General features: G+C 70.8%; 21 protein-coding genes, 1 other RNA gene and 1 pseudogene. 11 read left to right on the top strand and 12 right to left on the bottom strand.

Going from position 1 to position 24426, the window contains the following annotated elements; translation table 11 throughout:
• Positions 1-25: 25 nt before the first annotated feature.
• A complete protein-coding gene (locus ABD331_RS00395; protein WP_344470091.1) occupies positions 26-835 on the bottom strand; it encodes a hypothetical protein in 810 nt (269 codons plus the stop codon).
• 181 nt (positions 836-1016) lie between these two features.
• Between ABD331_RS00395 and ABD331_RS00390 the strand changes: the two genes are divergently transcribed.
• A complete protein-coding gene (locus ABD331_RS00390; RefSeq protein ID WP_344470090.1) occupies positions 1017-1253 on the top strand; it encodes a hypothetical protein in 237 nt (78 codons plus the stop codon).
• A gap of 37 nt (positions 1254-1290) precedes the next feature.
• Here ABD331_RS00390 and rnpB read toward each other — a convergent pair.
• From rnpB to ABD331_RS00370, 4 genes are all read right to left on the bottom strand, one after another.
• Positions 1291-1682, bottom strand: an RNA gene (gene rnpB / locus ABD331_RS00385) — RNase P RNA component class A.
• 158 nt (positions 1683-1840) lie between these two features.
• On the bottom strand, positions 1841-3109 hold the full coding sequence (locus tag ABD331_RS00380; protein ID WP_344470089.1) for a bifunctional RNase H/acid phosphatase: 1269 nt from the start codon (positions 3107-3109) through the stop codon (positions 1841-1843).
• Positions 3106-3846: a zinc ribbon domain-containing protein gene (locus ABD331_RS00375; protein WP_344470087.1), complete on the bottom strand. Its 741-nt coding sequence runs from the start codon at positions 3844-3846 to the stop codon at positions 3106-3108. Before ABD331_RS00375 ends, ABD331_RS00380 begins: the two co-directional genes overlap by 4 nt.
• A 2-nt stretch (positions 3847-3848) precedes the next feature.
• Positions 3849-4649, bottom strand: a complete 801-nt coding sequence (locus ABD331_RS00370) for a Nif3-like dinuclear metal center hexameric protein (RefSeq protein WP_344470085.1) — start codon at positions 4647-4649, stop codon at positions 3849-3851.
• A gap of 121 nt (positions 4650-4770) precedes the next feature.
• On the opposite strand from ABD331_RS00370, the gene ABD331_RS00365 reads away from it, so the two are divergent.
• The 3 genes from ABD331_RS00365 to ABD331_RS00355 all read left to right on the top strand — a co-directional run bounded on the left by ABD331_RS00365 (position 4771) and on the right by ABD331_RS00355 (position 8784).
• Entirely contained in the window at positions 4771-6210 is a 1440-nt protein-coding gene (locus ABD331_RS00365; RefSeq protein ID WP_344470083.1) for a flavin-containing monooxygenase, read from the top strand.
• Between the two features lie 389 nt (positions 6211-6599).
• Positions 6600-7628, top strand: coding sequence for a dipeptidase (locus tag ABD331_RS00360; RefSeq protein WP_344470081.1), 1029 nt, complete (start codon positions 6600-6602; stop codon positions 7626-7628).
• 55 nt (positions 7629-7683) lie between these two features.
• Positions 7684-8784 (top strand): M20 family metallopeptidase, encoded by a 1101-nt coding sequence (locus ABD331_RS00355; RefSeq protein ID WP_344470079.1) that lies wholly within the window; start codon positions 7684-7686, stop codon positions 8782-8784.
• A gap of 576 nt (positions 8785-9360) precedes the next feature.
• Here the strand turns inward: ABD331_RS00355 and ABD331_RS00350 are convergent.
• The 3 genes from ABD331_RS00350 to ABD331_RS00340 all read right to left on the bottom strand — a co-directional run bounded on the left by ABD331_RS00350 (position 9361) and on the right by ABD331_RS00340 (position 12583).
• Positions 9361-9861: a DinB family protein gene (locus tag ABD331_RS00350; RefSeq protein WP_344470078.1), complete on the bottom strand. Its 501-nt coding sequence runs from the start codon at positions 9859-9861 to the stop codon at positions 9361-9363.
• A 728-nt stretch (positions 9862-10589) separates the two neighbouring features.
• Positions 10590-11162: a P-loop NTPase family protein gene (locus ABD331_RS00345; protein WP_344470077.1), complete on the bottom strand. Its 573-nt coding sequence runs from the start codon at positions 11160-11162 to the stop codon at positions 10590-10592.
• Positions 11163-11626: 464 nt separating this feature from the next.
• Positions 11627-12583, bottom strand: coding sequence for a helix-turn-helix transcriptional regulator (locus tag ABD331_RS00340; protein WP_344470074.1), 957 nt, complete (start codon positions 12581-12583; stop codon positions 11627-11629).
• Positions 12584-12681: 98 nt separating this feature from the next.
• Between ABD331_RS00340 and ABD331_RS00335 the strand changes: the two genes are divergently transcribed.
• Positions 12682-13224, top strand: coding sequence for a DinB family protein (locus ABD331_RS00335; protein ID WP_344470072.1), 543 nt, complete (start codon positions 12682-12684; stop codon positions 13222-13224).
• Between the two features lie 211 nt (positions 13225-13435).
• Here ABD331_RS00335 and ABD331_RS00330 read toward each other — a convergent pair whose 3' ends face one another.
• Complete coding sequence (locus ABD331_RS00330) at positions 13436-13834, bottom strand: SSI family serine proteinase inhibitor (RefSeq protein WP_344470070.1); 399 nt, start codon at positions 13832-13834, stop codon at positions 13436-13438.
• Positions 13835-14020: 186 nt separating this feature from the next.
• Between ABD331_RS00330 and ABD331_RS00325 the strand changes: the two genes are divergently transcribed.
• From ABD331_RS00325 to ABD331_RS00300, 6 genes and pseudogenes are all read left to right on the top strand, one after another.
• The gene (locus ABD331_RS00325) at positions 14021-14842 is read left to right on the top strand and encodes a GNAT family N-acetyltransferase (RefSeq protein WP_344470068.1); all 822 of its coding nucleotides are present in this window, start codon (positions 14021-14023) and stop codon (positions 14840-14842) included.
• A gap of 154 nt (positions 14843-14996) precedes the next feature.
• Positions 14997-16430, top strand: coding sequence for an Nramp family divalent metal transporter (locus ABD331_RS00320; RefSeq protein ID WP_148434229.1), 1434 nt, complete (start codon positions 14997-14999; stop codon positions 16428-16430).
• Between the two features lie 34 nt (positions 16431-16464).
• Positions 16465-17511 (top strand): annotated as a pseudogene (locus ABD331_RS00315) (zinc-binding dehydrogenase); the annotation flags it as partial.
• 12 nt (positions 17512-17523) lie between these two features.
• Positions 17524-18432 (top strand): NADP-dependent oxidoreductase, encoded by a 909-nt coding sequence (locus ABD331_RS00310; RefSeq protein ID WP_344470727.1) that lies wholly within the window; start codon positions 17524-17526, stop codon positions 18430-18432.
• Positions 18433-18449: 17 nt separating this feature from the next.
• Positions 18450-19409 (top strand): helix-turn-helix transcriptional regulator, encoded by a 960-nt coding sequence (locus ABD331_RS00305; protein ID WP_344470066.1) that lies wholly within the window; start codon positions 18450-18452, stop codon positions 19407-19409.
• A 35-nt stretch (positions 19410-19444) separates the two neighbouring features.
• On the top strand, positions 19445-20560 hold the full coding sequence (locus ABD331_RS00300) for a C45 family autoproteolytic acyltransferase/hydrolase (protein WP_344470063.1): 1116 nt from the start codon (positions 19445-19447) through the stop codon (positions 20558-20560).
• Here the strand turns inward: ABD331_RS00300 and ABD331_RS00295 are convergent.
• The 3 genes from ABD331_RS00295 to ABD331_RS00285 are packed head-to-tail and all read right to left on the bottom strand — an operon-like array spanning position 20527 to position 24214.
• A complete protein-coding gene (locus ABD331_RS00295; RefSeq protein WP_344470061.1) occupies positions 20527-22029 on the bottom strand; it encodes an AMP-binding protein in 1503 nt (500 codons plus the stop codon). The two genes, ABD331_RS00300 and ABD331_RS00295, sit on opposite strands and share 34 nt — an antisense overlap.
• A complete protein-coding gene (locus ABD331_RS00290; protein ID WP_344470059.1) occupies positions 22029-23051 on the bottom strand; it encodes an acyl-CoA dehydrogenase family protein in 1023 nt (340 codons plus the stop codon). Before ABD331_RS00290 ends, ABD331_RS00295 begins: the two co-directional genes overlap by 1 nt.
• Positions 23048-24214, bottom strand: a complete 1167-nt coding sequence (locus ABD331_RS00285; RefSeq protein WP_344470057.1) for an acyl-CoA dehydrogenase family protein — start codon at positions 24212-24214, stop codon at positions 23048-23050. Before ABD331_RS00285 ends, ABD331_RS00290 begins: the two co-directional genes overlap by 4 nt.
• Positions 24215-24426 lie beyond the last annotated feature (212 nt).

The following is a 24426-nucleotide window of genomic DNA, read 5'->3' as shown; positions in this document are numbered from 1 at the left end:
GCGCGGCGCAGGACGTCCTTGAAGATCATAGCGTGGAGGTCGCCAGCGGCGGCAGCCTGGTCGCCTGCAGCAGCCGGCCCAGGCGGTGCGTCAGCACCCGCAGCAGGCCGCGCTCCGCCATCGTCAGGTCGCGCACGGTGCGGTAGTGGATCGACATCATCCCCAGCAGCGCGCCCTGGTCGTCGAGGATGGGCATGGCGTGCACGGTACGCGCCTCCGCATCCAGCAGCACCCGCCCCACGGGCGTCTCAGCCAGGTCCCGCTCCACCTCCCGCGTGACGGCATCGCGCGTGACCGCATCCCGCGTGACGGCATCGCGCGTGACCGCATCCCGCGTGACGGCATCGCGCGTGACCGCATCCCGCGTGCCTGCGTCGCGCGTGCCTGCGTCGCGCGTGCCTGCGTCGCGCGTGCCTGCGTCGCGCGTGACCGCGTCGTGCACGACCGCGGAGAAGTCCAGAAACGGTGGACGGAACCCCTGCTGCACCACGATCGTCAGCCCACCCTCGGCCCCGTCGAGCAGTTGCACGTCACCCATGTCGGCGCCGGTGAGCTCCAGTGCCGCCCGCAGCGCCGTCGCCGCGACGTCGCGGGGATCGGCGTAGTCCATGCACGGCAGCAGGAAGCGGCCCACGGCCCCGGAGGTCCGGCCGTCGGCCCGCAGGCGCTCCAGCCGTTCGCGGGCGTCCGCCTCCCGGATCGCCAGCCGTTGCCAGCTCGCGTCCGCGTTCAGTTTCAGCTCTTCGGCCCGCCGTAACGCGGACTGTGATCTCTCCAGCAGGCGGGCGACGCGCTCCCGGCGCGCGCCCATGTCCGCGCCGTTGCCGATGTCCATGGCTTCGAGTGTCAGCCTGCCCGCGCCCGCGCGCCACCCGACGGGCCGACATCCTTCCCTCCGGATATGGCGGAATGGCCGACCGGGGACCCCAGGCGGGTAGGGCCAGTCCACTCTGACGTGCGCTACCGAGCTGTCGGCCGCATCCAACTGCCCCTGCCACGCCTCTACGATCGTTCCCGTGATGGGGCGAAACGTGTGCTTGGCCGTTGGCTCGGTGATCCTGTTCTTCGCCGGGTGCGGCGCTCTGGTCGTCGATTCGATGGCGGACATCGGCAAGGCCGTAGCTCTCGCCATCGTGGGCGCAGGCTTCATGATCGGCGCTGTGGCCCTGGCCATCGGAGTGGACAACCGCAGACGTCCTCAGCAGCCCAAAGAAGGCAGGCCGAAGCATCCGAGCCACGGAGTAAGGCTGTGAGCTGTCCCGAGGGCTCGGGCACAAGCCGGGCCGGTAGGTGACGAGTCGGCCTGTAGGCCGGGTTCTGTCCTTCGTATGAAGGGGCGACCATCCATCTAGGGCCGCCGTTGCCGGCGGCCTCGAGCGGTCTACCCGCGCGGCTCGGGCGGGCAGCCCTCGAACGTCGCGCGCGGAACGCTCCGTAGAGCGTCCCTTCTTGACCTTGCTCCGGGTGGGGTTTACCTAGCCGCCCACGTCACCGTGGGCGCTGGTGGTCTCTTACACCACCCTTTCACCCTTACCCCCCGGCCAGGCCGGAGGGCGGTCTACTTTCTGTGGCACTGTCCCGCGGGTCACCCCGGGTCGGCGTTACCGACCACCCTGCCCTGTGGAGCCCGGACCTTCCTCGGCGGGCCTGGTGTGGCCCGACGCGGTCGCCCGGCCGACTCGTCTGGGTGACCTTATCAAATCTCAAGCCGTTCCCAACTCAGCGACAAGATCGATTCGCTGGAATGGCGGAGTCACCGCCTGAGGGGGGCGGTGGCGACGCGGCGGCCGTGCCGGGCAGTCACTGGCGGTTCCCGGCACGGCCACCCATCGATGCGGCGTCAGCGCAGGTGGGCGGTGTCGTTGAAGGTCTTCACGACGGCAGGCCCGTCGGCGTAGTACTCGACCAGCGACAGGCACGCCAGGTCGAGGTGCATGCGGTAGAGGGATTCGAGGGGCGCCAGCAGCGCGTCCCTGAGGAGCAGCTTGATGGGCGTGACGTGGGAGACCACGACCACGGTCTTGCCTTCGTACCGCTCGACGAGGTGCTGCCTGGCCGCCTGCACGCGGTGGGCGGTCTCGGCGAAGCTCTCGCCGCCCGGCGGGGCCACGTCGGGGTCGGCCAGCCAGGCCGACAGCTCGGCGGGCCAGCGGCGCTGCACCTCCGTGAACGTGTGCCCCTCCCAGGCGCCGAAGTCGGCCTCCCTGAGGTCCTCGAACACCTCGACCTCGACGCCCGCCTGCTCGGCGACCGCCTCCGCGGTCTGCCTGGCGCGCTTGAGCGGCGAGGTGACGACCACGTCCACACGGTACGGGTCGCGCGACAGCCTGGCGGCGGCCGCCGAGGCCTGGGCCAGGCCGTTCGGCGTGAGCTCGGCCTCGCCACGGCCGGAGAACCGGCGTTCGAGGGACAGCTCGGTCTCGCCGTGCCTGAGGAGCAGCAGGGACGTGGCGACGCGGGTCGGCGGGGCCCAGCCGGTGCCCTTGCCCGAGGGGGTTGCTCTGGCGGTCTGCTGGGCGGTGGCCACGGAGGCGGTGGGGGCGGACAGCTCGGACATGTCGCCCGCGTCGAGGAGGTCGGTCTGGCGCGCGGGTTTGGACGGGCCGGCGCTCTTACGGGCGGGTTTGGACGGGCCCTCGCCGGGCTCCGGATCGGCCGTGGAGGTGCTGGTGCCGCCTGCCTTCCAGGTCAGGCCCTTGCCGGCGGCGTCCATGGCCTCGTTGGCCAGGCGGTCGGCGTGGAAGTTGCGTTCGCGGGGGATCCACGTCCACTCCGTCACCCGCAGCCGCCTGACCAGCGCGCCGGCCTCGGCGGCGAGCGGGCGCAGGCCCTCGTTCTTGATCTTCCAGCGCCCGGCCATCTGCTCGACGACCAGCTTCGAGTCCATCCGGACGGCCACCGCCGCCCCGTCGCCGGCCAGGTCGAGCACGGCCCGCAGGCCGGCGATCAGGCCGCGGTACTCGGCGACGTTGTTGGTCGTGACGCCGATCGCCTCGGCCGTCTCCGCCAGCACCTGGCCGTCGGAGGCGTCCTTGACGACCGCGCCGTAGCCCGCCGGGCCCGGGTTGCCGCGCGAGCCGCCGTCGGCTTCGATGACGTACGAGGTCACAGGCCGGACTCTGCGGTGCGGACGAGGATGCGGCGGCACTCCTCACACCGGAGCACCTCGTCGTGCGGGGCGGCCTTGATGCGGTTCATCTCGGCGATGGACAGGGCCACCTTGCAGCCCTGGCACCGGCCGCCGTGCAGCATGGCGGCGCCCACTCCGTACTGCTCCTTGAGCTTCTCGTAGAGCTTGAGCAGGTCGGCGGGGATGTCGCCGGCGACGCCCGTGCGGCGGCCCTGCACCTCGCCCGCCTCCTTCTCCATGTCGCCCAGCGCGGCGTCGCGGCGGTCCTCCGCCGCGGACAGCGCGGCCCGCTCCTCGTCGCGCTTGGCCGCCAGGTCGCGCACCTTGGTGTCGGCGGCCTCCCTGCGCTCCATGATCTCCAGCACGACCTCCTCCAGGTCGCCCTGCCGTCTCTGCAGCGAGGCGATCTCGGACTGCAGGCTCGCCAGGTCGCGCGGCGAGGTCACGGCGCCGGAGTCGAGGCGCTTCTGGTCGCGGTCGGCCCGGGTGCGGACGGCGTCGACGTCGTTCTCGGCCTTGGTCTGCTCGCGGGCGAGGTCGCCGGCCTCGGTCTCGGCCTCGATCACCTGAGTGGAGAGCTTGGCGAAGGACTTGGAGCGCTCGTCGATCTCGGCCAGCTCGGGCAGGGTGCGGCGGCGGTGCGCCAGCCGATCAATCACGGAGTCGAGCTCTGCCAGGTCGAGCAGTCGCTTCTGTGCCTCGGGGGCTGCTTTCATGATCAATATCCTCTTGTCCAAGCATCGGTGACCGTGGCGGAGACACGTGTTTCAACGGTAACGCCACTCGCGCGCAGGATGGACGCCGCGCTGTCGAGCCACGGCCACTCGGTGGCCCAGTGCGCGGCGTCGATCAGCGCGGGCCCGCCCGACTCCACGAACTCGCTGGCAGGATGATGCCGCAGGTCGGCCGTGAGGAACACGTCGACGCCCGCGGCGGCGGCCGTACCGAGGAGGGAGTCGCCCGCGCCGCCGCTGACCGCCACGCGCAGGACCGGGCGGGACAGGTCGCCCGCCACGCGGATCCCCGCCGGCGTGCGCGGCAGCCCGTCGGCCGCCTGCCGCGCGAACTCCCCCAGCGTCGTCTTCTCCGGCAGCTCGCCGATGCGGCCCAGCCCGCGCCACGGGTCATCGGGGAACGGCTGCAGCGGGACCAGGTCGCCCACCAGCCCGACGGCCCTGGCCAGGGCGTCGGACACGCCCGGGTTCGCGACGTCGGCGTTGGTGTGGGCGGTGTAGAGGGCGATGTCGTTCTTTATCAGGGTGTGGATGAGCCTGCCCTTGGGCGTGGTCGTCGCCACGGAGGTGGTGCCGCGCAGGTAGAGGGGGTGGTGGGTGACGATCAGGTCGGCGCCCCAGTCGAGCGCCTCCTCGGCGACGGCGGCGACCGGATCGACCGCGAGCAGCACCCGGTGCACCGCCTGGGCCGGGTCGCCGCTGACCAGCCCCACCGCGTCCCACGACTCGGCCCGGGCGGGCGGGTAGGCCGCCTCGAGCACCTCGATCACGTCAGTCAACGTCACAGCAGCCACCTGCGCAGACTACCGGCCCGCGGGGCGGCTCGCGGCGGGCGCGGCGAGGGGTGTCTTCAGAACGCGGTTCGGCGTAATGTAAGTGAATCCTGACTTACGTGCGGAGGGCGGCATGGCACCACGCGTCGCGATCGTCGGAGCGGGCTTCGGCGGGCTGTGCATGGCGATCCAGCTCGAACGGGCGGGGATTCGCTCGTACACGGTCTTCGAGAAGGCCGGGGATCTCGGCGGCACCTGGCGGGACAACAGTTATCCGGGGGCGGGGTGCGACATTCCCTCGCATCTGTACTCGTACTCGTTCGAGAAGTATGCGAGCTGGACGCGCCGTTACCCCGAGCAGCCCGAGATTCTCGGATATCTCGAACATTGCGCCGATAAATACGACGTCAGGCGAAAAATCCGCTTCAGCACCGAAGTGCGGCGGGCTGTCTTCGACGGCGCGCAGTGGCAGATCAGCACGGCGGACGGTACGGAGGCGTTCGACGTGCTGGTCATGGGGGTGGGGCAGCTCAACCGTCCCCGTATGCCTGACATTCCGGGTATGGCGGAGTTCGAAGGGGTCTCGTTTCATTCCGCCCGGTGGAACCACGAGCACGACCTCACCGGCCGCCGCGTCGCCGTCATCGGGAACGGGTCCTCCGCGGCCCAGCTCATCCCCCGCGTCGCCGAACGCGCCGAGCACCTGCACGTCTTCCAGCGCACGCCCAACTGGGTGATCCCCAAGCCCGACGCCGCCTTCGGGCCGCTGACGCGGCTCGCCTTCCACTACGTCCCTGGGCTGCAGCGCGCCTACCGCGAATGGATCTACCGGTACGCCGAAGGCACCCTCTACCCCGCCCTCTCCCAGGGGTGGAGCGTGGGGCTGCTCAAGCAGCGGGCGCTGCGGCACCTGCGCGACCAGGTGCCCGACCCGGCGCTGCGGGCGAAACTGACGCCCGACTATCCGCCGGGGTGCAAGCGGGTCGTCATCGACAGCAGCTTCTATCCGGCACTGACCAGGCCGAACGTGTCCGTGGTGACGGACAAGATCGTCCGGGTCACGTCCAAGGGGGTCGAGACCACCGAGGGGACGTACGAGGTGGACACGATCGTGTACGCGACCGGGTTCAAAAGCACCGAGTTCCTTGCGCCGATGGAGGTCGTCGGGCGCGACGGGCAGACGCTGGAGGAGCGGTGGGCCGACGGGGCCGAGGCCTATCTCGGGATCTCGGTGCCTGGGTTCCCGAACATGTTCATGCTGTACGGGCCCAACACGAACCTGGGGCACAATTCGATCGTCTTCATGATCGAGTGCCAGGTTGATCATGTCATGGCTTGCCTGCCGTACCTGGGCGGGAGTGGGCCCATCGAGGTGCGGCCCGAGGTGATGGCGGCGTGGCGGCGGCAGCTTGACGCGGCCATGGATCGGATGGTTTGGGGGGCGGGGTGTCAGAGCTGGTACAAGACGGCGTCCGGGCGGGTCACGAACAACTGGCCGGGGACTACGACGCTGTACCGGCGGCTCACGGCGCGGCCGCCGCGACCCGCATATCGGGTGATCGGGGCCGGGTAGCGCGCGTCCGACCTCGGTCGGCCTGAACCGGCCACGCTCGCCTCAACTCGCCCTTGGGCTTGGCGCGCTCGCCCTCGGCTCACCACGGTCGACCCACCACGCTGGACCCGCCGCACTCGCCTTCAGACCTTCACCCTCGCCGCCCTCGAACCGCCACGCTCAGCCCGCCGCCCTCTACCCGCCGCCCTCGCCCTTGAACCGCCGCCCTCACCCTTGAACCGCCCCCCGCCCTCGAACCGCCGCGCCTGCCCTCCGCCCCGCCAAACCTGAGCAGCGCCGCCCCCCTTGGACCGACACCTCCCCCATCAAACCCCAGTCGTACAAGTGATCCAAAAGATCAAACCTGGGACGCATTGGAGCAGGTCCCAGCCTCGCGATAACGTCCTGCCATGACCTTTCCCCTGCACCAGCGCGCAGTCGTGGCCGACACTCACAACGACCTCCTGATGGCGGTCTCCGCCAGGCCGCCGCAGCAGTGGGCCTCTTTCTTCCGGCAGAGATGGCTGCCCCAGCTCCTCGAAGGGAGCGTCGATCTCCAGGTGCTGCCCGTCTTCATCGACGACCAGTACCGCCCGGAGGGCGCACTGCGGCAGACCCTGCGGATGATCGAGTGCGCGCACGTGCTGGCGGAGGGCAATCCCGACCACGTACGCCTCTGCCTCGACGCCTCCGACATCGACCGGACGATCGACGAGGGCAAGATCGCCCTGGTGCTCGCGATGGAGAGCATGCCCGGCCTCGACGCCAGCGTCGAGCTGATCTCGACCATGCATCGGCTGGGCGTCCGGGTGGCCTCCATCGCCCACTTCGGCCGCACCCCGCTGGCCGACGGCAGCGGCGAGGACGCGACGGGCAGCGGCCTGACCTCCCACGGCGTCGCCGCGTTGCAGGAGATGGAGCGCCTCGGCATGGTCTTCGACGTCTCCCACCTGGGCGCCACCGGTGTGGCACACGTGCTGGAGCTGGCCACCAGACCGGTCCTGGCCACCCACTCCTCCGCCCGCGCCCTGCGCGACCACCACCGCAACCTCACCGACGATCAGCTCCGCGCCATCGCCGACACCGGCGGCGTCATCTGCGTCAACTTCTTCGCCCCGTTCCTCGCCGAACGCGAGGAGGACATGACGCTCGACCGCCTGCTCGACCACATCGAGCACATCGTGTCCGTCGCCGGCGTCGATCACGTGGGCCTCGGCCCCGACTTCATCCGCGAGGTGATGGACGACCTGACGCCGCCCTGCTGCGAAGACCTGCACACCAGAGGCGTCGACCCCAAGCAGGCCGTCCCCGGTCTGGAAGGGCCCGCGGGGCTGCCCATGGTCACGGAGGGCCTGCTCGCCCGCGGGCTGCCGGAGAAGGAGGTCATGCAGATCATCGGCGGCAACGTCCACCGCTTCTTCGGCGAGCTGCTCGCATGACCGACACCTCACCCACCCACCCCACCAGCGACTACTTCCTCGGGGGACGACCATCATGAGCACACCAGGCAACACCTCCCAACAGACCGCCGACCTCGTCCAGGACCTGGAGGAGCTGGTCCTGTGCGAGTCCTTCTCCAGCGACCTGGAGGCGGTGGCCCGCAGCGCCAAGGTGGTGGCCGCGATGGGCACCCGCCACCTGGGCACCGCACCCGAGTTCCTGGTGATCGACGGCGTCACCCACCTGCGCTGGTCCTTCGGCACCCCCAAGGTCCTGCTGCTCGGCCACCATGACACCGTCTGGCCCATCGGCACCCTCGCCACCCACCCGTGGTCCCTCGTGGACGGGGTCGCGCGCGGGCCGGGCGTGTTCGACATGAAGGCCGGCCTTGTCCAGACCTTCCACGCCCTGGCCGGCCTCGGCTCGCTCGACGGCATCACCCTGCTCATCACCGGCGACGAGGAGGTCGGCTCCCTCACCTCCTCCCCCCTCATCCAGGACACCGCCCGCGGCCTGGCCGCCACCTTCGTCATGGAGGCCAGCGCGGACGGCGGCGCCCTCAAAACCGCCCGCAAAGGCACCTCCAACTACACCGTCAACGTGCACGGCAAGGCCGCCCACGCCGGCCTCGAACCGGAGAAGGGCGCCAACGCGGGCATCGAGCTGGCCCACCAGATCCTCACCATCGCCGCCATGGGCACCGGCCCGACCACAGTCACCCCCACGGTCCTTTCTGGCGGCACCTCCTTCAACACGGTCCCGGCCGCCGCCTCGGTCGGCGTCGATGTTCGGGTCGCCGAGATCGCCGAACAGTCCCGCGTGGACGCTGCCATGCACGCCCTTCAGCCCGTGGTCCCGGGCACCCGCCTGGAAATCCTCGGCGGCCCCAACCGGCCGCCGCTGGAAAGCTCGATGTCGGCCGCCCTCTTCACCCTCGCCCAGGAACTGGCGGTGGGTCTGGGGCTGGGCTCCCTGACGTCGGCCTCGGTCGGCGGGGCGTCCGACGGGAACTTCACCGCCGGCGTGGGTTGCCCAACCCTGGACGGGCTGGGGGCCGTGGGGGGTGGGGCTCATGCGGATCATGAGCATGTGGTCGTGGGTGAGCTGCCTGGACGTGTGGCCCTGCTACGAGCACTCATCGACGCGGTCCGGTAGGGACCCGGTGTCGGCCACGGCACTTGCCACAACGCTGCGGCACGGCGCGGTGGTGCGACGCGCCCTGGAGTGGCGGCACGGCGCGAAGTGGCGGCACGGCGCGAAGTGGCAGTGCAGTGCAACGTTGTGGCTGTGACGGCACGAGGCGGCGGCGCGGAGTGGCAGTGCAGCACGGCGCGGCATTGCGCGGCGGTGCGGTGTTGGGTGCGGTGCGGTGTTGGGGTGCGGTGCGGTGCGGCAGTGCGCGGGCGGCGCGGTGCGGTGCTGCGGCGGCGGTGCGGCGCTGAGGGTGGCGGCAGGATATGGCGCAGGCGTGCTGGGCACAGCTTGCCAACGTGCGACGAGGCGCGACGGGGCGCGGCAGCGGGGGCATTGTGCGAGGGCGCGGCGGCGCGGGGATGGGGCATGGTGCTGCGTGTGGCGCCTGATCTCTTGCGCAAGCCCGACAGGCGCACAGCACCGGCGCGCAGCACGGCGTGGTGCACTGGCGCGCAGCACGGCGTGGTGCAGCGGCGTCTCGAGGTGGCCGGGCGGGCGGGTGTCAGGTGGGCCTCAGGAGGTGGGGCGGTGTGCTGCTCAGGGGCGGTCCCAGATGCGGCCCGTGTTCCAGGCGTACTCCCAAGCCTGGATGTCCGGCGGTTCGATGCCGAGGCCCGTCAGGATGGCGCAGACCTGCTCGCGGTGGTGATTGGCGTGGTTGACGGCCTGGGCCAGGAAGATGCCGACGCGGACCTCGCGGGTTCCCTGGTCCACGACGATGACGCGTTCTACGTCGATCGGTTTGGCGAGGAGGTCTTCCCAGACTTGTTCGGTTTCCGAGGCTCGTGACAGAAGGTGTCCTAGGTCGGTGTCGGCGTCCTCGTTGTGGACCCAGGGGAGCTCGATGCCGGCCAGGCGTTGGGCGTAGCTGGCGTCGCAGTGCACGATGTGGTGGAGGGTGGCGGGGATGTCGCCGAATGTGCCGACGCCGCGCACTTCGAGTTGATCGGCCGAGAGGTTCTGGGCTTGGCAGAACTCGATGAGGCGTTGGGTTGCCCAGGTGTTGTGGCGGATCGTGTCGAGCAGGATTTCGTTCATGGCTGTCCTCTGCGTTGTTGTCCGGCAAGTCGTGATGATGTTGCTTGGCTGTTGTTCGTGGGCGCAACGCATTTAGGTCGGGGTGCGTGAGGTGGCGGTCGTCAGGGCGGGCTGCGTGCGATGGTCGTGCAGGGCTGCGCGATGCTCGACGGCCATCATTCGGTACGCGCGGCAGGTGGGCGGCGGGGTGAGGACGGTGAGGCGGGTGAGGCGGGTGAGGCGGGTGAGGATTGTGCGGCGCGTGCGGCGGGTGAGAGCGGTGCGGCGAGTGACGGCGGGTGTCCTGGCGTGTAACGGTGGTCCGGGACGTACGGCATGCGGGCGGTCGTGCAGGACGGCGCGGCACGTTGGGATGGCTTCCGGTACACGCGGCATGTGGGCGGTCGTGCAGGACGGCCCGGCACGTGAGGGTGGTTCCCGTACCTGCGGCATGTAGCGGTCGTGCAGGGCGGCGCGGCACGTGAGGGTGGTTCCCGTACCTGCGGCATGTGGCGGTCGTGCAGGGCGGCGCGGCACGTGAGGGTGGTTCCCGTACCTGCGGCATGTAGCGGTCGTGCAGGGCGGCGCGGCACGTGAGGGTGGTTCCCGTACCTGCGGCATGTGGCGGTGGTGCAGGGCGGCGCGGTGCGTAGGGGTAGTTTTCGGTGCACGCGGTATGCGAGCGGTCGGTCCGTGCATAGGTGGCGCGGGATGGCGGGTGTCTCGGGCGTGCTGTGTGCGGGTGAGTGTCAGTCGGTGTGTGGCGCGTTCGGTTGTTGGGTGGGGAGGGTGGTGGACCATCGATCGACGGCTCTTCTGCTGCGTAGTACCAGGACGTTGGCGTGGGCGGCGTGTTCGGCGATCAGGGTGCGGACGCGCGGGGCCATGTCCGTGCGGTAGCGGTAGACGTACCGGATGAAGTTCCAGGTGATGCGGTCGTAGACGCCGGTGCGAGAGTGCTGGCCACCGCGGTAGCGCCAGCGGCGGGTGGCGATGCCCCAGAGGCAGGTCGCGGCGGGGAGGTCGAGGAAGATCACGGTGTCTGCTGCGGCGAGGCGGATGGGGAGGGTTGAGGCGTAGTTGCCGTCGATGATCCAGGCGTCACCGGCTACGAGGGACCGCTGCTGGTCGGCGAACTGGGTGGGCGGTGTGGGCTGCCAGGTGTCGTCGTAGTAGAGGGCGTCGAGGTGGGTGACGGGGAGGTTGAGGGTTGCGCCGAGGCGGTTGGCCAGGACGGTCTTGCCGCTGCCGCCGCAGCCGAGTATCGCTATGCGGCGAGGGCGTTGGATGGCGTGTTGTGCCATGCCTGCGTTTCGGTCCATGGCCGCCCTTTCCGAGAGTGCTGTCCCGAGAGCAATCCTGTGCGAGAGCGATCTCATTCGAGAGCCATCCGTCCGAAGGCGATCCTGTCCGAGAGCGATCTCATTCGAGAGCCATCCGTCCGAAGGCGGTCCCGTCCGAGAGCGATCTCATTCGAGAGCCATCCGTTCAAGAGCGATCCCGTCTGAGAGCCATCCCCTCCGGGAGCGCTGGGCAAGGTGGTCTGAGTTTGAGAGGGTCGTCCGGAATTCGGCAGTCAGTCTCCAGAGTTCCGCTTGAAGCCGCACGCTCCGAGCGAGTCCCGTCCAAAAGCAGGGAGTCTCGCCCAAGGCCGCGCCTTCGAGGGACGGGAGTGCCGTTCGGCGGTGCGCCCGTTCCGAGAGGGAAGGCCTTTCGGGGAAGTGCCGTCCGGCGGGAGCGCTCGTTTCGGGAGGGTGGCGTGCGGGCTGGGCGGTTGCGAGAGGGGCTACTGGGCTCGGCTGAAGCGGGCTCCCCATTCGCGGACCTGATTGAGCAGCTCGGGTGGGCTGACAACACGGAATTCGGCACCGATCAGTCCCAGTGCCATGATCGGCCATTCCAGGGAGTCGACGACCATCCGAACCAGGCACTCTCCGTCGTCGCCCTCCTCGACCGTGCTCCACCGGCCGACGCGCTCGCGCACCACCTCGGCCGGTGCCCGCACCACCACCTCAACGCGATACGACCGGGGGACGTTGTCCAGTCCGGCTCGGACGAACTCGGCGGCGTCCCCGGCGGGCAAGGGGCGGGGGCGGAAGCGGGAGCCGGTGCCTTGGGGAGCGGACAGGCGGTCGACGCGGAAGCTGCGCCAGTCGTGGCGTTCGAGGTCGTAGGCGACCAGGTACCAGCGGCGGCCGAGGGACACGAGCCGGTGCGGTTCCGTGTGGCGTTCGGTGTGCCGGCCGTCGGCGGCGGTGTAGGAGAAGCGGAGCCGTTCGTTGTCGCGGCAGGCGACGGCGATGGTGGTGAGGACGGACGGGTCGACGCCCGCGCGGGTCTGGCCGTCCCAACCGGCGGAGACGGTCATGGCGCGCAGGGCGTCGATGCGACGGCGCAGGCGTACCGGCATGACCTGCACCACCTTGGCCAGCACCCGCACCGACGACTCTGCGATGCCCTCCACCGGGTTCTGGGCGGCGGCTTGCAGGCCGACGGTCAGGGCGACCGCTTCCTCGTCGTCGATGACGAGGGGTGGCAGGGCGGCGCCGGCGGCGAGCTGGTAGCCGCCGTCGACGCCGCGCTGCGCCTCGACGGGGTAGCCGAGCTCGCGCAGCCGGTCGACGTCCCTGCGCAGGGTGCGGGGCGACACGCCGAGGCGGTCCGCGAGTTCGGCGCCGGGCCAGTAGCGGTGGGTCTGGAGGAGGGACAGCAGGCGGAGGGTGCGGGTGCTGGTGTTCGCCATGTCTGAGATTCTTCCGGGTATTGAGGCCGGAAAGTGACCGCTATTGCTGTCAGTCTGTTGTTCGTACGGCAGAACGACCCGAACGGAAGGCGACGACCATGACCGCGAACACGCCGAGCACGGCCAAGAGCAGCAACGACGTGACCGGGGAGCGGGCCGACCTGCTGGCAGCGCTGGCCAACAGCCGCCACTTCCTGCGCTTCACCGCCCGCGACCTCACCGACGAGCAGGCCGGGCTGCGGACGACCGCCAGCGTGCTGTGCGTCGGCGGCCTGATCAAGCACGTGACCCAGGTCGAGCGGAACTGGGCGGACTTCATCGTGAAGGGCCCTGCGTCCATGGCGCCGCCCACCGAAGCCGACGCGTCCGTTTACGTGGACGGGTTCCGCCTGCTGCCCGGTGAGACGCTGGCGGGCGTGCTGGCTGAGTATGACGAGGTGGCTCGCAGGACCGACGAACTGGTCGCCGGCCTGACCGATCTGGACGCCGACCACCCGCTGCCCGAGGCGCCGTGGTTCGAGCCCGGTGCGCGGTGGTCGGCCAGGCGGGTGCTGCTGCACATCATCGCGGAGACGACCCAGCATGCCGGGCACGCGGACATCATCCGGGAGTCGCTGGATGGTGCGAAGAGCATGGGTTGACAGGGGGAAGTGCACAGTGGCACCTGCCCCCGTGTGCGGAGGAGGCATCCGGGGGTGCCCGTCCCGCGCGCGGAGGAAGTGCATGGCCTGACCCCTCCCGCGTGGAGGAGGCACACGGGGTCCCCGTCCCGCACGGGGGAAGCGCGCGGGGGAAGCGCGCGGCGGCGCTTGCCCCGGGTGGGGCGAGCGCCGCCGTTCATGCTTCAGGTGCTCAGCCGGTGACCGGGCCGAGCTTGCGTTCCATCACGCACCGGTTGGCGAACTCCTCGTAGTACGGGTTGGGCCGCCCGTACCAGTGCCCCGTGACCTCGACCTCCACCGGATCCCAGATCAGCGGGCACGGCCCGGGATCCGCCTCCAGATCAGGCAGATACCCGTCCACGGAACGCAACGCGTCGCAGGCCGCCAGCGGGTACGGGTGGAGCCCGCCGTCCGGGTCACAGGTGAGGTGCATCGAGTATGCGCCGCCGTCGCGCGGGGTGACGGTGATGTAGAGGTCCGCGCCGGCGGCGGCGTGGGCGGGGAGCGTCGTGAACGGGCCGGCGATGGCCGCGGCGGCGCACAGTCCGAGCGCGGCCAGCCTGCGGGCGGCGGTCAGCACGAGCGACATGATGTCCTCCCAGGTCAATGGGCGTCCCAGCATGGGACGGCGCACCCACCATGACTACAGGGGGTGGCTTGGTCGCAACTATGAGCTGCGTAGACATCTCAGTGTGATGAGTCAGATACAGAGAGATATCTGTGCAGCTCATAGACCTGCTGCGGTGCGCTCCGGGCGGCGTGCGTAAATGGAGGGATGGAGCATGAGGAGGCGGCGGCCAGGGCCGGCGTGGTGATCAGGGAGTTGCAGGAGATCGGCGAGTTCGAGCAGGTCTATCGGCTCTTCGACGAGATCTGGCATCCCGAGCCGGCGAACGTGCCGGTGACTGTGGAGTTGATGGCCGGGTTCGCGCACACGGGCAACTATGTGGCCGGGGCGTTCGTGGGTGATGAGCTGGTGGGGGCGTCCGTCGGGTTCCTGGCGGCAGGCGAGGTGTCGGGTGGAGCGTCAGGCGAGGTGGCGGGTGGGGCGTTGCACTCGCATGTGACTGGTGCCGTCATCGGGAAGGGCGTCGGGTACGCGTTGAAGCTGCACCAGCGCGCCTGGTGCCGTGAGCGGGGGCTGGAGCGGATCACGTGGACGTTCGACCCGCTGGTACGCCGTAACGCCTACTTCAACCTGGTCAAGCTGGGTGCGCGGCCGGAGGCGTACCTGCCGGAGTTCTACGGGGCGATGGCGGACGCGATCAACGAGGGGGACGCCTCGGACCGGCTGCTGGCGGTGTGGCGCGTCACCGGCGAGCAGGACGACAAGCTGCCGCCCGGTGAGGCGTACCCGGTGGTCAGGGAGGCGGCGGACGGACGGCCCGCCGTCGCGGAGGCGGGCGGGCATCGGGTGGTGCTCGTGGGGACGCCGCGCGACGTCGAACGGTTGCGGCGGCAGGACGCGGCGGCGGCGCGGGCGTGGCGGATGGCGGTGCGGGAGGCGCTCGGCGGCGCCCTGGATGCGGGGGCGCGGGTGTCCGGATTCACCGAACGAGGCGAGTACGTGGTGGTCGCCGACCACCTGACGGCGTGAGTACGAGGTGGTCGCCGACCACCTGACGGCGTGAGTACAGGGTGGTCGCCGACCGCCGGACGGCGTGAGTACGGGGTGGTAATTAACTAGGTATTCCACAGGGGTTTCGGATCTCTGTAATGTGGCGGATAGGCAAGCTAACAAGGAGATCCGCATGGCGGAATTCACCCCCACCGTTCCTGCGCGAGTCCTACCGACCGTCGCCGTCCGCGACCTACCCGAGCCACCCAAGTCGACCTGGCGCATCATCGGCCCCGGCCTGGTCGGCGCGGGTGTCGGTCTGGCCTCGGGCGAGTTCATCCTCTGGCCGTACATCGCCTCGCAGGTCGGCCTGGTGTTCATCTGGGGAGCCGCGATCGGCATCATCACCCAGTGGTTCCTGAACATGGAGATCGAGCGCTACACGCTGGCCACCGGCGAGACCGCGCTGACCGGGTTCAGCCGTATGTGGAAACACTGGGGCCTGGTCTTCGTGATCATGACGCTCTGCTCGAATCTGTGGCCGGGCTGGGTGACCACGTCCGCGACCATGGTGACGTACCTGACCGGCTCGGGCGAGGGCTCCGTGCGGTGGATCGCGATCGGCATGCTGCTGGTGATCGCGATCGGGCTGACCATGGCGCCGGTGATCTACGTTCTGCTCGAACGGGTCATCTTCGTGAAGATCGCGCTGGTGGCCACGCTGATCGTGGTGGCGATCCTGTTCGCGATCAACGCCGAGAGCTGGGTGGCGCTGGGCAGGGGCCTGACGGTCGACGCCACGTTCCCGGTGCCGCCGCTGGAGTTCGCGGTGCTGATGGGCGCCATCGCGTACGCCGGAGCGGGCGGCGGCCAGAACCTGTGCCAGAGCAACTGGATCCGCGACAAGGGCTTCGGCATGGGCGTGTACGTGCCGCGCCTGGTCAGCCCCGTCACCGGCCACGAGGAGGCGGTCTCCTCGACCGGCTTCCAGTTCGCGCCGACGAAGGAGAACCTGGCGCGGTGGAAGCAGTGGTGGCGCTTCGCCAACGTCGAGCAGGCGTGGACGTTCGCCATGGTGTCGTTCGTGACGATCGCGCTCATGTCGATGCTGGCCCACTCCACCGTGTTCGGCCGGCCGGGGCTGGAGAACAGCATCGCCTTCCTGGAGGTCGAGGGCCAGGTGCTGCAGGAGACGGTCGGCCCGTGGTTCGGCGTGCTGTTCTGGGTGATCGGGGCGCTGGCCCTGTTCGCCTCGGCCATGGGCATCGTCGACTACACCTCCCGGCTGGCCTCCGACACGATCAAGACGGTCTACCTGCGCGACAAGTCCGTCTCGGTGAACCGGGTCTACTTCTACACGGTCTGGGCGATGGCCCTGATCGGCACCGCGATCCTGCTGGCGGGCCTGGATCAGCCGCTCATCCTGCTGGTGTTCTCGGCGTGCTTCGCGGCCGTGATGATGTTCGTGTACTCGATCCTGCTGATCATCCTGAACCGGCGGGCGCTGCCGGAGGCGATCAGGGTGCGCTCGTTCCGGCTGGGCGCGCTGATCTGGTCGGTGGCGTTCTTCGGGACGCTGACCGTGATCGTGGTCGTCCAGCAGGCCGGGCGGCTCATGGGAGGTTGACCTCAACCGGACTTGAGGTTACAGACTCGGCGGCATGAGAGTTGTCGAGGTGACGAAGTTCGGCGGTCCCGGGGTGCTCGTGGCCGGTTCCGCGCCGGAGCCGGTGGCGGGGCCGGGGCAGGTCGTGATCGGCGTGTCCGTGGTGGACGTGATGTCCATCGACGCGCAACTGCGTGCCGGGTGGGGGCGCGACTGGTTCCCCGCCCGGCCGCCGTTCGTGCCGGGCACCGGCGTGGCCGGGCGGGTGATCGCGGTCGGCGACGGGGTGGACTCCGGGTGGGCCGGGCGGCGGGTGGCCGCGCTGCTTCCCGGCGGCGGCGCCTACGCCGAGCAGGTCGTGGCCGGGCTGGACACGGTCGTGGCGGTGCCCGACGAGGTGGCGCTGTGGCAGGCGGCGGCGCTCGTCCAGGTCGGGCCGGCGGCGCTGAGCCTGGTGGCGGCGGCTGAGCTGCGGGCCGGTGCGCGGGTGCTGGTCACGGGGGCCGGTGGGGCGCTGGGGCTGGCGGTGGTGCGGCTCGCCGGTGCGGCGGGCGCGCGGGTGACGGCGGCGGCGCACGGCCCGGCCAAGCGCGAAGCGGCCCTGGAGGCGGGGGCGGCGAAGGCGGTGGATTACCCCGCGCTAACCGAACCGGTCGGAGAGGTCGAGAACACGGGCGCAGACGCGCATGCGAGTGCGGGAGGCACGAATGCGGGCGCAGGTGCAGGCGCGGGCGCGAGTGCGGGCGCAGGTGCAGGTGCAGGCGCGGGTGGCGAGAACGGGTTCGACGTCGTCTTCGACGGCGTCGGCGGGGAGGTCGGCGCGGCGGCGTTCGCACTGACGGCACCCGGCGGCAGTTTCTTCGCGTACGGCGTCCCCAGCGGCTCCACGGCCCCCATCGACCCAGCGGAAGCCGAGCGAAAAGCAGTACGAGTGATCGGCATGGAACAGCTCCAGTTCACCCCCGACGAGTTCACCCGCCTGGCCGAGCAGACGTTCAAGGAGGCGGCGGCAGGCCGCCTGGCGGCGACGGTGGGTTTGGCGGTGCCCCTGGAACGAGCAGCCGAGGCGCACGCAGCCTTGGAGACCCGCAGCCTGGTGGGCAAGGCCGTCCTGCTGACCACCGCCCACGCCGCCCGCTACAGCCGCCACGGCGACCCCGACGTCCTCGAAATCACGGAACTGCCCCTCCCCGACCCAGGGCCGGGCCAGGTCAGGGTGGCGGTCAAGGCGGCGGGCGTGAACCCCATCGACTGGAAGCTGCGCCGCGGCTTCCGTGGCGCAGCGCTCGACGGCCCTCAGGGCGTGGGCATGGAGCTGGCGGGCACGGTGGACGCCCTCGGCCCCGGGGTGACGGGCCTGCGGATCGGCGACCCGGTGTACGGCCAGACGGCTCCGGGAGCGGCGGCCACGCACGCGATCGCCGACGCGGAAGCGCTGGCGCCCAAGCCGGACGATCTCACGTACGAGGAGGCAGCCGCACTGCCCGTGGCGGTGGAGACGGCCCGTCGCGCGCTGCGTGACCTGGGGCTGGAGGCGGGGCAGACGTTGCTGATCCACGCGGTCGCGGGCGGCGTCGGCCTGGCCGCCGCGCAGCTCGCCCTCGCCCGAGGGGCCGAGGTCATCGGCACGGCCGGCGAGCGTCACCACGACTTCCTGCGCGGCCTGGGCGTCCACCCCGTGGCGTACGGGGAAGGGCTGGCGGAGCGGCTGCCGCCGTCCGTGGACCGGGTGCTGGACGCGTCGGGCAGGGGCGAGCTGGACCTGTCGGTGGCGCTGACCGGCGACCCGGCCAAGGTGATCACGATCGCCGACCGGGCGGGCGCGGAGCGGCTCGGGGTGCGGTTCTCGACGGGCGACGGGGCCGCCGCCGCGGCGCGGGCGCTGCGGGAGGCGCCGCACGTGCGGCTGCCGGTGGCCGAGGTGTTCCCGCTGGAGCAGATCGCGGACGCGCACCGCCGCAGCGAGGAGGGCCACCTCCTGGGCAAGCTGATCATCAATACGGAAGCCACCTTGCCGCATTAGCGGGCACACTGGTGGCCATGCTGGAAACCTCGGCCCGCCTGCTCAAGCTCCTGTCCCTCCTCCAGGCGCACCGCGACTGGTCCGGCCCGGAGTTGTCCACCCGGCTCGGCGTCTCGACCAGGACGATCCGCAACGACGTCGAGCGACTGCGCTCGCTCGGCTACCCGGTGCACGCCACGCCGGGCGTGGCGGGCGGCTACCGGCTGGGCGCGGGGGCGGCGCTGCCGCCGCTGCTGCTGGACGACGAGGAGGCCGTCGCGGTGGCGGTCGGGCTCGGACGGGCGGCCGGGGGCGGCGTGGAGGGCATCGAGGAGACCTCGGTCCGCGCCCTGGCCAAGCTGGAGCAGGTGCTGCCGTCCCGGCTGCGGCGGCGGGTGAGCGCGCTGAACGCCTACACGGTGCAGATCCCGGGCAACGCGCCGTCCGTGCCGCCCGAGGTGCTGACCACGATCGCGAACGCGGCCCGCGACCACGAGGGCCTGCGCTTCGACTACACGGGCCACGAGGGCGAGGCGAGCGTGCGCAACGTGGAACCGCACCGTCTCGTTCACCGGCGGGGCCGCTGGTACCTGGTCGGCTACGACGTGGACCGCGACGGCTGGCGCACGTTCAGGGTGGACAGGGTCCGCCTGCGCACCCCGTCGTCGGGGCCCCGTTTCACGCCGCGCGAGCTGCCGGGCGACGGCGATTTGGTGGCGTACGTGGAGAAGGGGCTGAACACGGCGATGTGGCGGTACCGGGCGACGGTGCTGCTGCACGCCCCCGCCGAGCGGATGCGGGAGCTGCCGCTGGGCCTGGAGGTCGAGCCGGTGGACGAGGGCACCTGCCTGCTCAAGCTGGGCGGCGACGACGTCAACGGGATCGCGGTGTGGATCGGGTTCATCGGCGTGGACTTCGAGGTGCTCGACCCGCCGGAGCTGGCCGAGCACGTGCTGCGGCTGTCAGAGCGTTACCGGCGGGCGGTCAGCGACCGGTAAGGCGCCGGTCAGCGGGCCGGGCGAGGCTCACGTCCATGAAGAACATGACGCACGTGGCGGGCGGCAAGGACGACTTCCAGCTCGTCACGCACCTCACGCTCACCGGCAGCCAGTACGAGATCGGCAGGGACGTCGCGCAGGAGGCCCGCAGGCTCGGCTGGGCGCCCACCCCGATCGACCCGGTGGTCGGCCGGGCGCGCAGGACCTGGTTCGAACGCCACTGGCCGCAGCACCACGCCCGCATGGACGGCGCCGCCGCCGCGCTCGGCCTGGACCCGGAGCAGGACGAGCTGGTCCTGGACGACCAGGGGTACGTGCCGGCGGGTTACGGCTGCTCGGCGATGTGGATCCCGCCGTCGGCCGCGACGGACGGCCACGGCCGGGTGGGCCGCAACTACGACTTCTTCCCGACGACCACCAGCGAGATCATGGGCGGCGAGCGCCGGCCGGGCGAGCTGCCCATGGCCTCCCGCCCGTATCTGATCACCACGGTCCCCGACGAGGGGCTCTCCTCCACGGTGCTCACGATGTCGGCGCTCGACGGCTGCATGGACGGCGTCAACTCGGCAGGCCTGGCGGTCATGCTGCTGATCGCCGACTTCGAGAGCGCCGAGCCGCCGGACGCCTTCGGGCCGCAGGTCGGCGTGAACAGCGTGCAGCTGCCCCGCTTCCTCATCGACACCTGCGAGAACGTGGACCAGGCCAAGCAGGCGCTGCTGGCCGCCAAGCAGTACGACCACGGCATGCCGCTGCACTACCTGGTGGCCGACGCGCACGGGCAGGCGTTCGTGTGGGAGCACGGCAGGGACGGCAGCGAGCACATCGTGGAGTTCGGCGACGGCCCGTTGTGCGTCACCAACCACCTGCTGCACCGCCACCCCGACCCGATGAACCTGCCGGCGGACAGCGCGTCGAGCTTCGCCTCCTACAGCAGGCTGCGCACGCTGTACGAGCGCAGCAAGGGCGCCACCATGTCGGCCGGCGACCTCCGCGAGAGCCTGCGCGCCGTGGCGCAGCCCGAGGAGGCCGCCGCGCCGATCCGCACCCTGTGGAGCACGATCTTCGACACCGCCGACCGCACCCTGTCCGTCCGCTTCTACCTGGGCGAGGGGCAGCGTTACAGCGACGAGCTGGTGTTCCCCGCGAGGTAGTCGGCGCGCACCTTCGAGCGCGACAGCTTGCCGGTGGGGGTACGCGGGAGCGCCTCGCGGTACTCGATCACCTTCGGGTGCTTGAACCTGGCGATGCGCGGCCCGCAGTGCTCCATCAGCTCGGCCGTGAGCTGGGGCCCCGGCTCGAACCCCTCGGCCGGCTGCACGAGGGCGACCACGTTGTGGCCCCATTCCTCGTCGGGCGCCCCGATGACGGCCACGTCGGCCACCGCGGGGTGCTCCAGCAGCGCGGCCTCGATCTCGGCGGGGTAGATGTTCACCCCGCCGGAGACGATCAGGTCGGTGCGCCGGTCGCACAGGAACAGGTAGCCGTCCGCGTCGAGGTAGCCGATGTCGCCGGGGGCGTACCACTCCCCCAGCTTGCTGGCCGCCGTCTTGGCCGGGTCCTTGCGGTACTCGAAGGAGCCCATGCTCGACTTGACGTAGATCATGCCGGGCTCGCCCGGCGGCAGCTCCTCGCCGCCGTCGTCGAAGATCTTCGCCTCGAACGTGGGCGCGGGCCTGCCCACGGTGCCCGGCCTGGCCAGCCAGTCGTGCGGTTTGACGGAGAAGGCGATGGTGGACTCGGTCGAGCCGTAGTACTCGTACAGCACCGGCCCCCACCAGTCCATGATCTGCTGCTTGACGGCGACGGGGCAGGCGGCGGCGGTGTGGATGACCTGGCGCAGGGTCGACACGTCGTACTTGCTCCTGACGTCCGCCGGTAGCTGCAGCATCCGGTGGAACATCGTGGGCACCATCATGGCGTTGGACACCCGGTGCCGCTCGACGAGCTCCAGGATGTTGACCGGGTCGAACTTGGGCGTGATCACCACGGTGTGCCCGAGGTGCAGCGCGAACTGGGCGTGCGCGCAGGGCGCCGAGTGGTACATCGGCGAGGTCACCAGATGCACCTCCTCGCCCGGTCTGAGGTCCACCACCTCGCCGAAGAACCACAGGTAGAGGGGCACGATGGCCTCGGGCTCGGCGCCGGGCAGGCTGCGCTGCACGCCCTTGGGGAAGCCGGTGGTGCCGGAGGTGTACCACATGACGGCGCCGGCGGTCCTGTCGGCGGGCGCGTCCGTGGGCTGCCCTTCGGCCAGCCCGGCCGTGCCGACCTCCGCGCCCGGCACCGCCTGGTCGGGCCCGGTGACGACGACCTTGGCGTCGCAGTCGCCCAGGATGTACGCGATCTCCGACTCGGTCAGGTGCCAGTTGATGGGCACGTAGTAGAGGCCGATCTGCCCGGTCGCCATGACCATGATCAGCGCGTCCACGCCGTTGGGCAGCACGCCCGCCACCACGTCGCCGGTGCCCAGGCCGCGGGCGCGCAGGCCGTGCGACACCTGGTTGACGCGGGCGAGCAGGTCGCCGTAGGAGACGCGGGTGTCGTCGGTGTCGATCACCGCCAGGCGGCCGGGGTCGGCCGCGCCGATGGCGTAGAAACCCGGTAGCTCGCTGACGTCCATTACAGCTCCAGCAGTTGTCCGAGACGGGCGCGGTGGATCCGGGGCGGGCCCAGCAGCACCTCGTCCGCCTTGGCCCGCTTGTAGAACAGGTGGGCGTCGTGCTCCCAGGTGTAGCCGATGCCGCCGTGCAGCAGCAGGTGGTCGCGGGCCACCTCGAAGCAGGCGCGGCCGATGTAGGCCTGGGCGAGCGCGGCGGCTCCCGGCAGCTCGTCGGGTGACTCGTCGGCGGCCCAGGCGGCGTACCTGACGATGGACTCGGCCTGCTCCAGTTTGCAGTGCATGTCGGCCAGCTTGTGCTTGACGCCCTGGTAGGAGCCGATGTAGCGGCCGAAGGCGACGCGGATCTTGGCGTAGGCCACGATGGCGTCGAGCGCCGCCCGCATCACGCCGAGCTGCTCGGCGGCCAGGGCCACGCACAGCCGGTCGAAGACGCCGCTCTCCGGCGCCGGGCCGAGCACGCGGGCGGGCGCGCCGTCCAGCACGACCTTGGCCTGGCCGCGGGTGAGATCGAGGGTCTCCAGCGCAGTCCTGGTGACGCCCGGCCCTGCCAGCTCGACGGCCACCATGACCAGGGCGTCGCCGTCGCGGGCGGGCGCCACGAGCACGTCGGCGTCGCCGCCGGACAGCACCTGCGCCAGCGTGCCGCTCGCCTTACCGCCGTCGTAGGACAGCTCGGTGTGGTCGAGCGTGGCCGCGATCCGGCCTTCCGCGATGCCGGTCTGCAGCTCCTTGTCGGGCACCTGGGTCAGCGCGAGCGCCGCGAACGCGGTGGCCAGGAACGGTCCCGGCAGCAGGGCCGCGCCGGTCTCCTCCAGTGCGACGGCCAGCTCCGACAGGCCCACGCCCGCGCCGCCGTACTCCTCGGGGACGACCAGCCCGGACAGGCCGAGCTCGCCGTTGAGGCGCGCGTACACCTGCGGATCGTAGCCCTCGCGGGCCTTGGGCAGCGGCGAGGCGGCGCGCAGGAAGTCGCGCACGGCAGAGCGCAGCTCCTGCTGTTCCTGACTGAGTACGAGCTTCACGCCTGCGTCCCCACCTTCAGGTCCTTGAACGGCACATTCTTGTCCACGCGCGGCTCCGGCGGGAGACCCAGCACGCGGTCGCCGACGATGTTGCGCATGATCTCGTTGGTGCCGCCGCCCAGCGCCATGCCGGGAGCCATCGAGATCGCGCGGGCGAGCGGGTGGCCAGCCAGCGCGGTCTCGGGCCCGACCAGCCGCGTGGCCAGGTCGGCCTGGTAGACGGTCAGCTCGGCCAGCAGCAGCTTGGCGGCGCTGCCGCGCGCGCCGGGGAAGATGCCGGCCCTGGTCTCCTGGGCCAGCCGCTGGTTGAACAGCGCCAGCGCGCGGCTGCGGATGTGCAGCTCGACCAGCTCGTCGCGGACCAGCGGGTCGCTGGTGTCGAGGGCCTGGCGCAGCGCCGACAGCGAGGCCGGGTTGTCCTTCTGGCCGCCCATGCCGACGCCCGCCGAGATCGACAGCCGCTCGTGCAGCAGCGTCGTGACGGCGACGCTCCAGCCGTCGTTGACCTCGCCGACGCGGTGCTCGTCCGGGATGGGGACGTTGTCGAAGAAGATCTCGTTGAAGTTGGCCCTGCCGGACATGTCCTTCAGCGGCCTGACGGTCACGCCGGGGTGGTGCATGTCGATGACGTACATGGTCAGGCCCTTGTGCTTGGGCACGTCCACGTCCGTGCGGGCGAGCAGCAGGCCCCAGTCGGCGTAGTGGGCGACCGAGGTCCACACCTTCTGCCCGTTGACGATCCAGTGGTCGCCGTCACGCTCGGCCTTGGTCTGCAGACTGGCCACGTCGCTGCCGGCGCCGGGCTCGGAGAAGAGCTGGCACCAGACCTCCTCGCCGCGCAGCAGCGGACGCACGAAGCGCTCGCGCTGGGCGTCGGAGCCCCGGTCGACGATGGTGGGCCCGGTCATGCCCAGGCCGATCGAGAAGATGTAGGTGGGGAGGGTGTAGTCGCGCGCCTCCTCGGCGAAGACCCGGTCCTCCGCCTGGGTCAGCCCTTGGCCGCCCCACTGTTTCGGCCAGGTGATTCCGGAATATCCGGCGTCGTAGAGCTTGGCCATGAACTCCTTGGCCCGGGCGATCCCGTCGGCCTCCGGGTAGTCGTCGGTTGGAGCGTTCTCCCGCAGCCACTCGCCGGCCGCACGCCGATACTCAGCAAGGTTCACATCGACTCCTCGGCATCAGTGCTCACTTACTCTAGTCAGCCCGTCCGAGGACGTACAGAGCATTGCTCTGGACAAACGCGCCCGTTTCATCCCCCGGGAAGCCGGTAAGGGATCACTTGTAGCACCCCGGCCGAAGCATGTTCGGGCCCGCACGGTTACCATGATCAACGTGACTGTCGGTGAACGGGAAACCCGGAACGTACCCGGGTTCC

The organism is Nonomuraea monospora, from assembly GCF_039531895.1.
Lineage (GTDB): Bacteria > Actinomycetota > Actinomycetes > Streptosporangiales > Streptosporangiaceae > Nonomuraea > Nonomuraea monospora.
This window is presented reverse-complemented; position numbering and strand designations above follow the sequence as displayed.

Bases quoted from the DNA above. Each gene is read 5' to 3' on its own strand.
- ABD331_RS00395 (WP_344470091.1), bottom strand. From the start codon at position 835: ATGGACATCGGCAACGGCGCGGACATGGGCGCGCGCCGGGAGCGCGTC.
- ABD331_RS00375 (WP_344470087.1), bottom strand. From the start codon at position 3,846: ATGAAAGCAGCCCCCGAGGCACAGAAGCGACTGCTCGACCTGGCAGAG.
- ABD331_RS00365 (WP_344470083.1), top strand. From the start codon at position 4,771: ATGGCACCACGCGTCGCGATCGTCGGAGCGGGCTTCGGCGGGCTGTGC.
- ABD331_RS00360 (WP_344470081.1), top strand. From the start codon at position 6,600: ATGACCTTTCCCCTGCACCAGCGCGCAGTCGTGGCCGACACTCACAAC.
- ABD331_RS00355 (WP_344470079.1), top strand. From the start codon at position 7,684: ATGAGCACACCAGGCAACACCTCCCAACAGACCGCCGACCTCGTCCAG.
- ABD331_RS00350 (WP_344470078.1), bottom strand. From the start codon at position 9,861: ATGAACGAAATCCTGCTCGACACGATCCGCCACAACACCTGGGCAACC.
- ABD331_RS00345 (WP_344470077.1), bottom strand. From the start codon at position 11,162: ATGGACCGAAACGCAGGCATGGCACAACACGCCATCCAACGCCCTCGC.
- ABD331_RS00340 (WP_344470074.1), bottom strand. From the start codon at position 12,583: ATGGCGAACACCAGCACCCGCACCCTCCGCCTGCTGTCCCTCCTCCAG.
- ABD331_RS00335 (WP_344470072.1), top strand. From the start codon at position 12,682: ATGACCGCGAACACGCCGAGCACGGCCAAGAGCAGCAACGACGTGACC.
- ABD331_RS00330 (WP_344470070.1), bottom strand. From the start codon at position 13,834: ATGTCGCTCGTGCTGACCGCCGCCCGCAGGCTGGCCGCGCTCGGACTG.
- ABD331_RS00325 (WP_344470068.1), top strand. From the start codon at position 14,021: ATGGAGCATGAGGAGGCGGCGGCCAGGGCCGGCGTGGTGATCAGGGAG.
- ABD331_RS00320 (WP_148434229.1), top strand. From the start codon at position 14,997: ATGGCGGAATTCACCCCCACCGTTCCTGCGCGAGTCCTACCGACCGTC.
- ABD331_RS00305 (WP_344470066.1), top strand. From the start codon at position 18,450: ATGCTGGAAACCTCGGCCCGCCTGCTCAAGCTCCTGTCCCTCCTCCAG.
- ABD331_RS00300 (WP_344470063.1), top strand. From the start codon at position 19,445: ATGAAGAACATGACGCACGTGGCGGGCGGCAAGGACGACTTCCAGCTC.
- ABD331_RS00295 (WP_344470061.1), bottom strand. From the start codon at position 22,029: ATGGACGTCAGCGAGCTACCGGGTTTCTACGCCATCGGCGCGGCCGAC.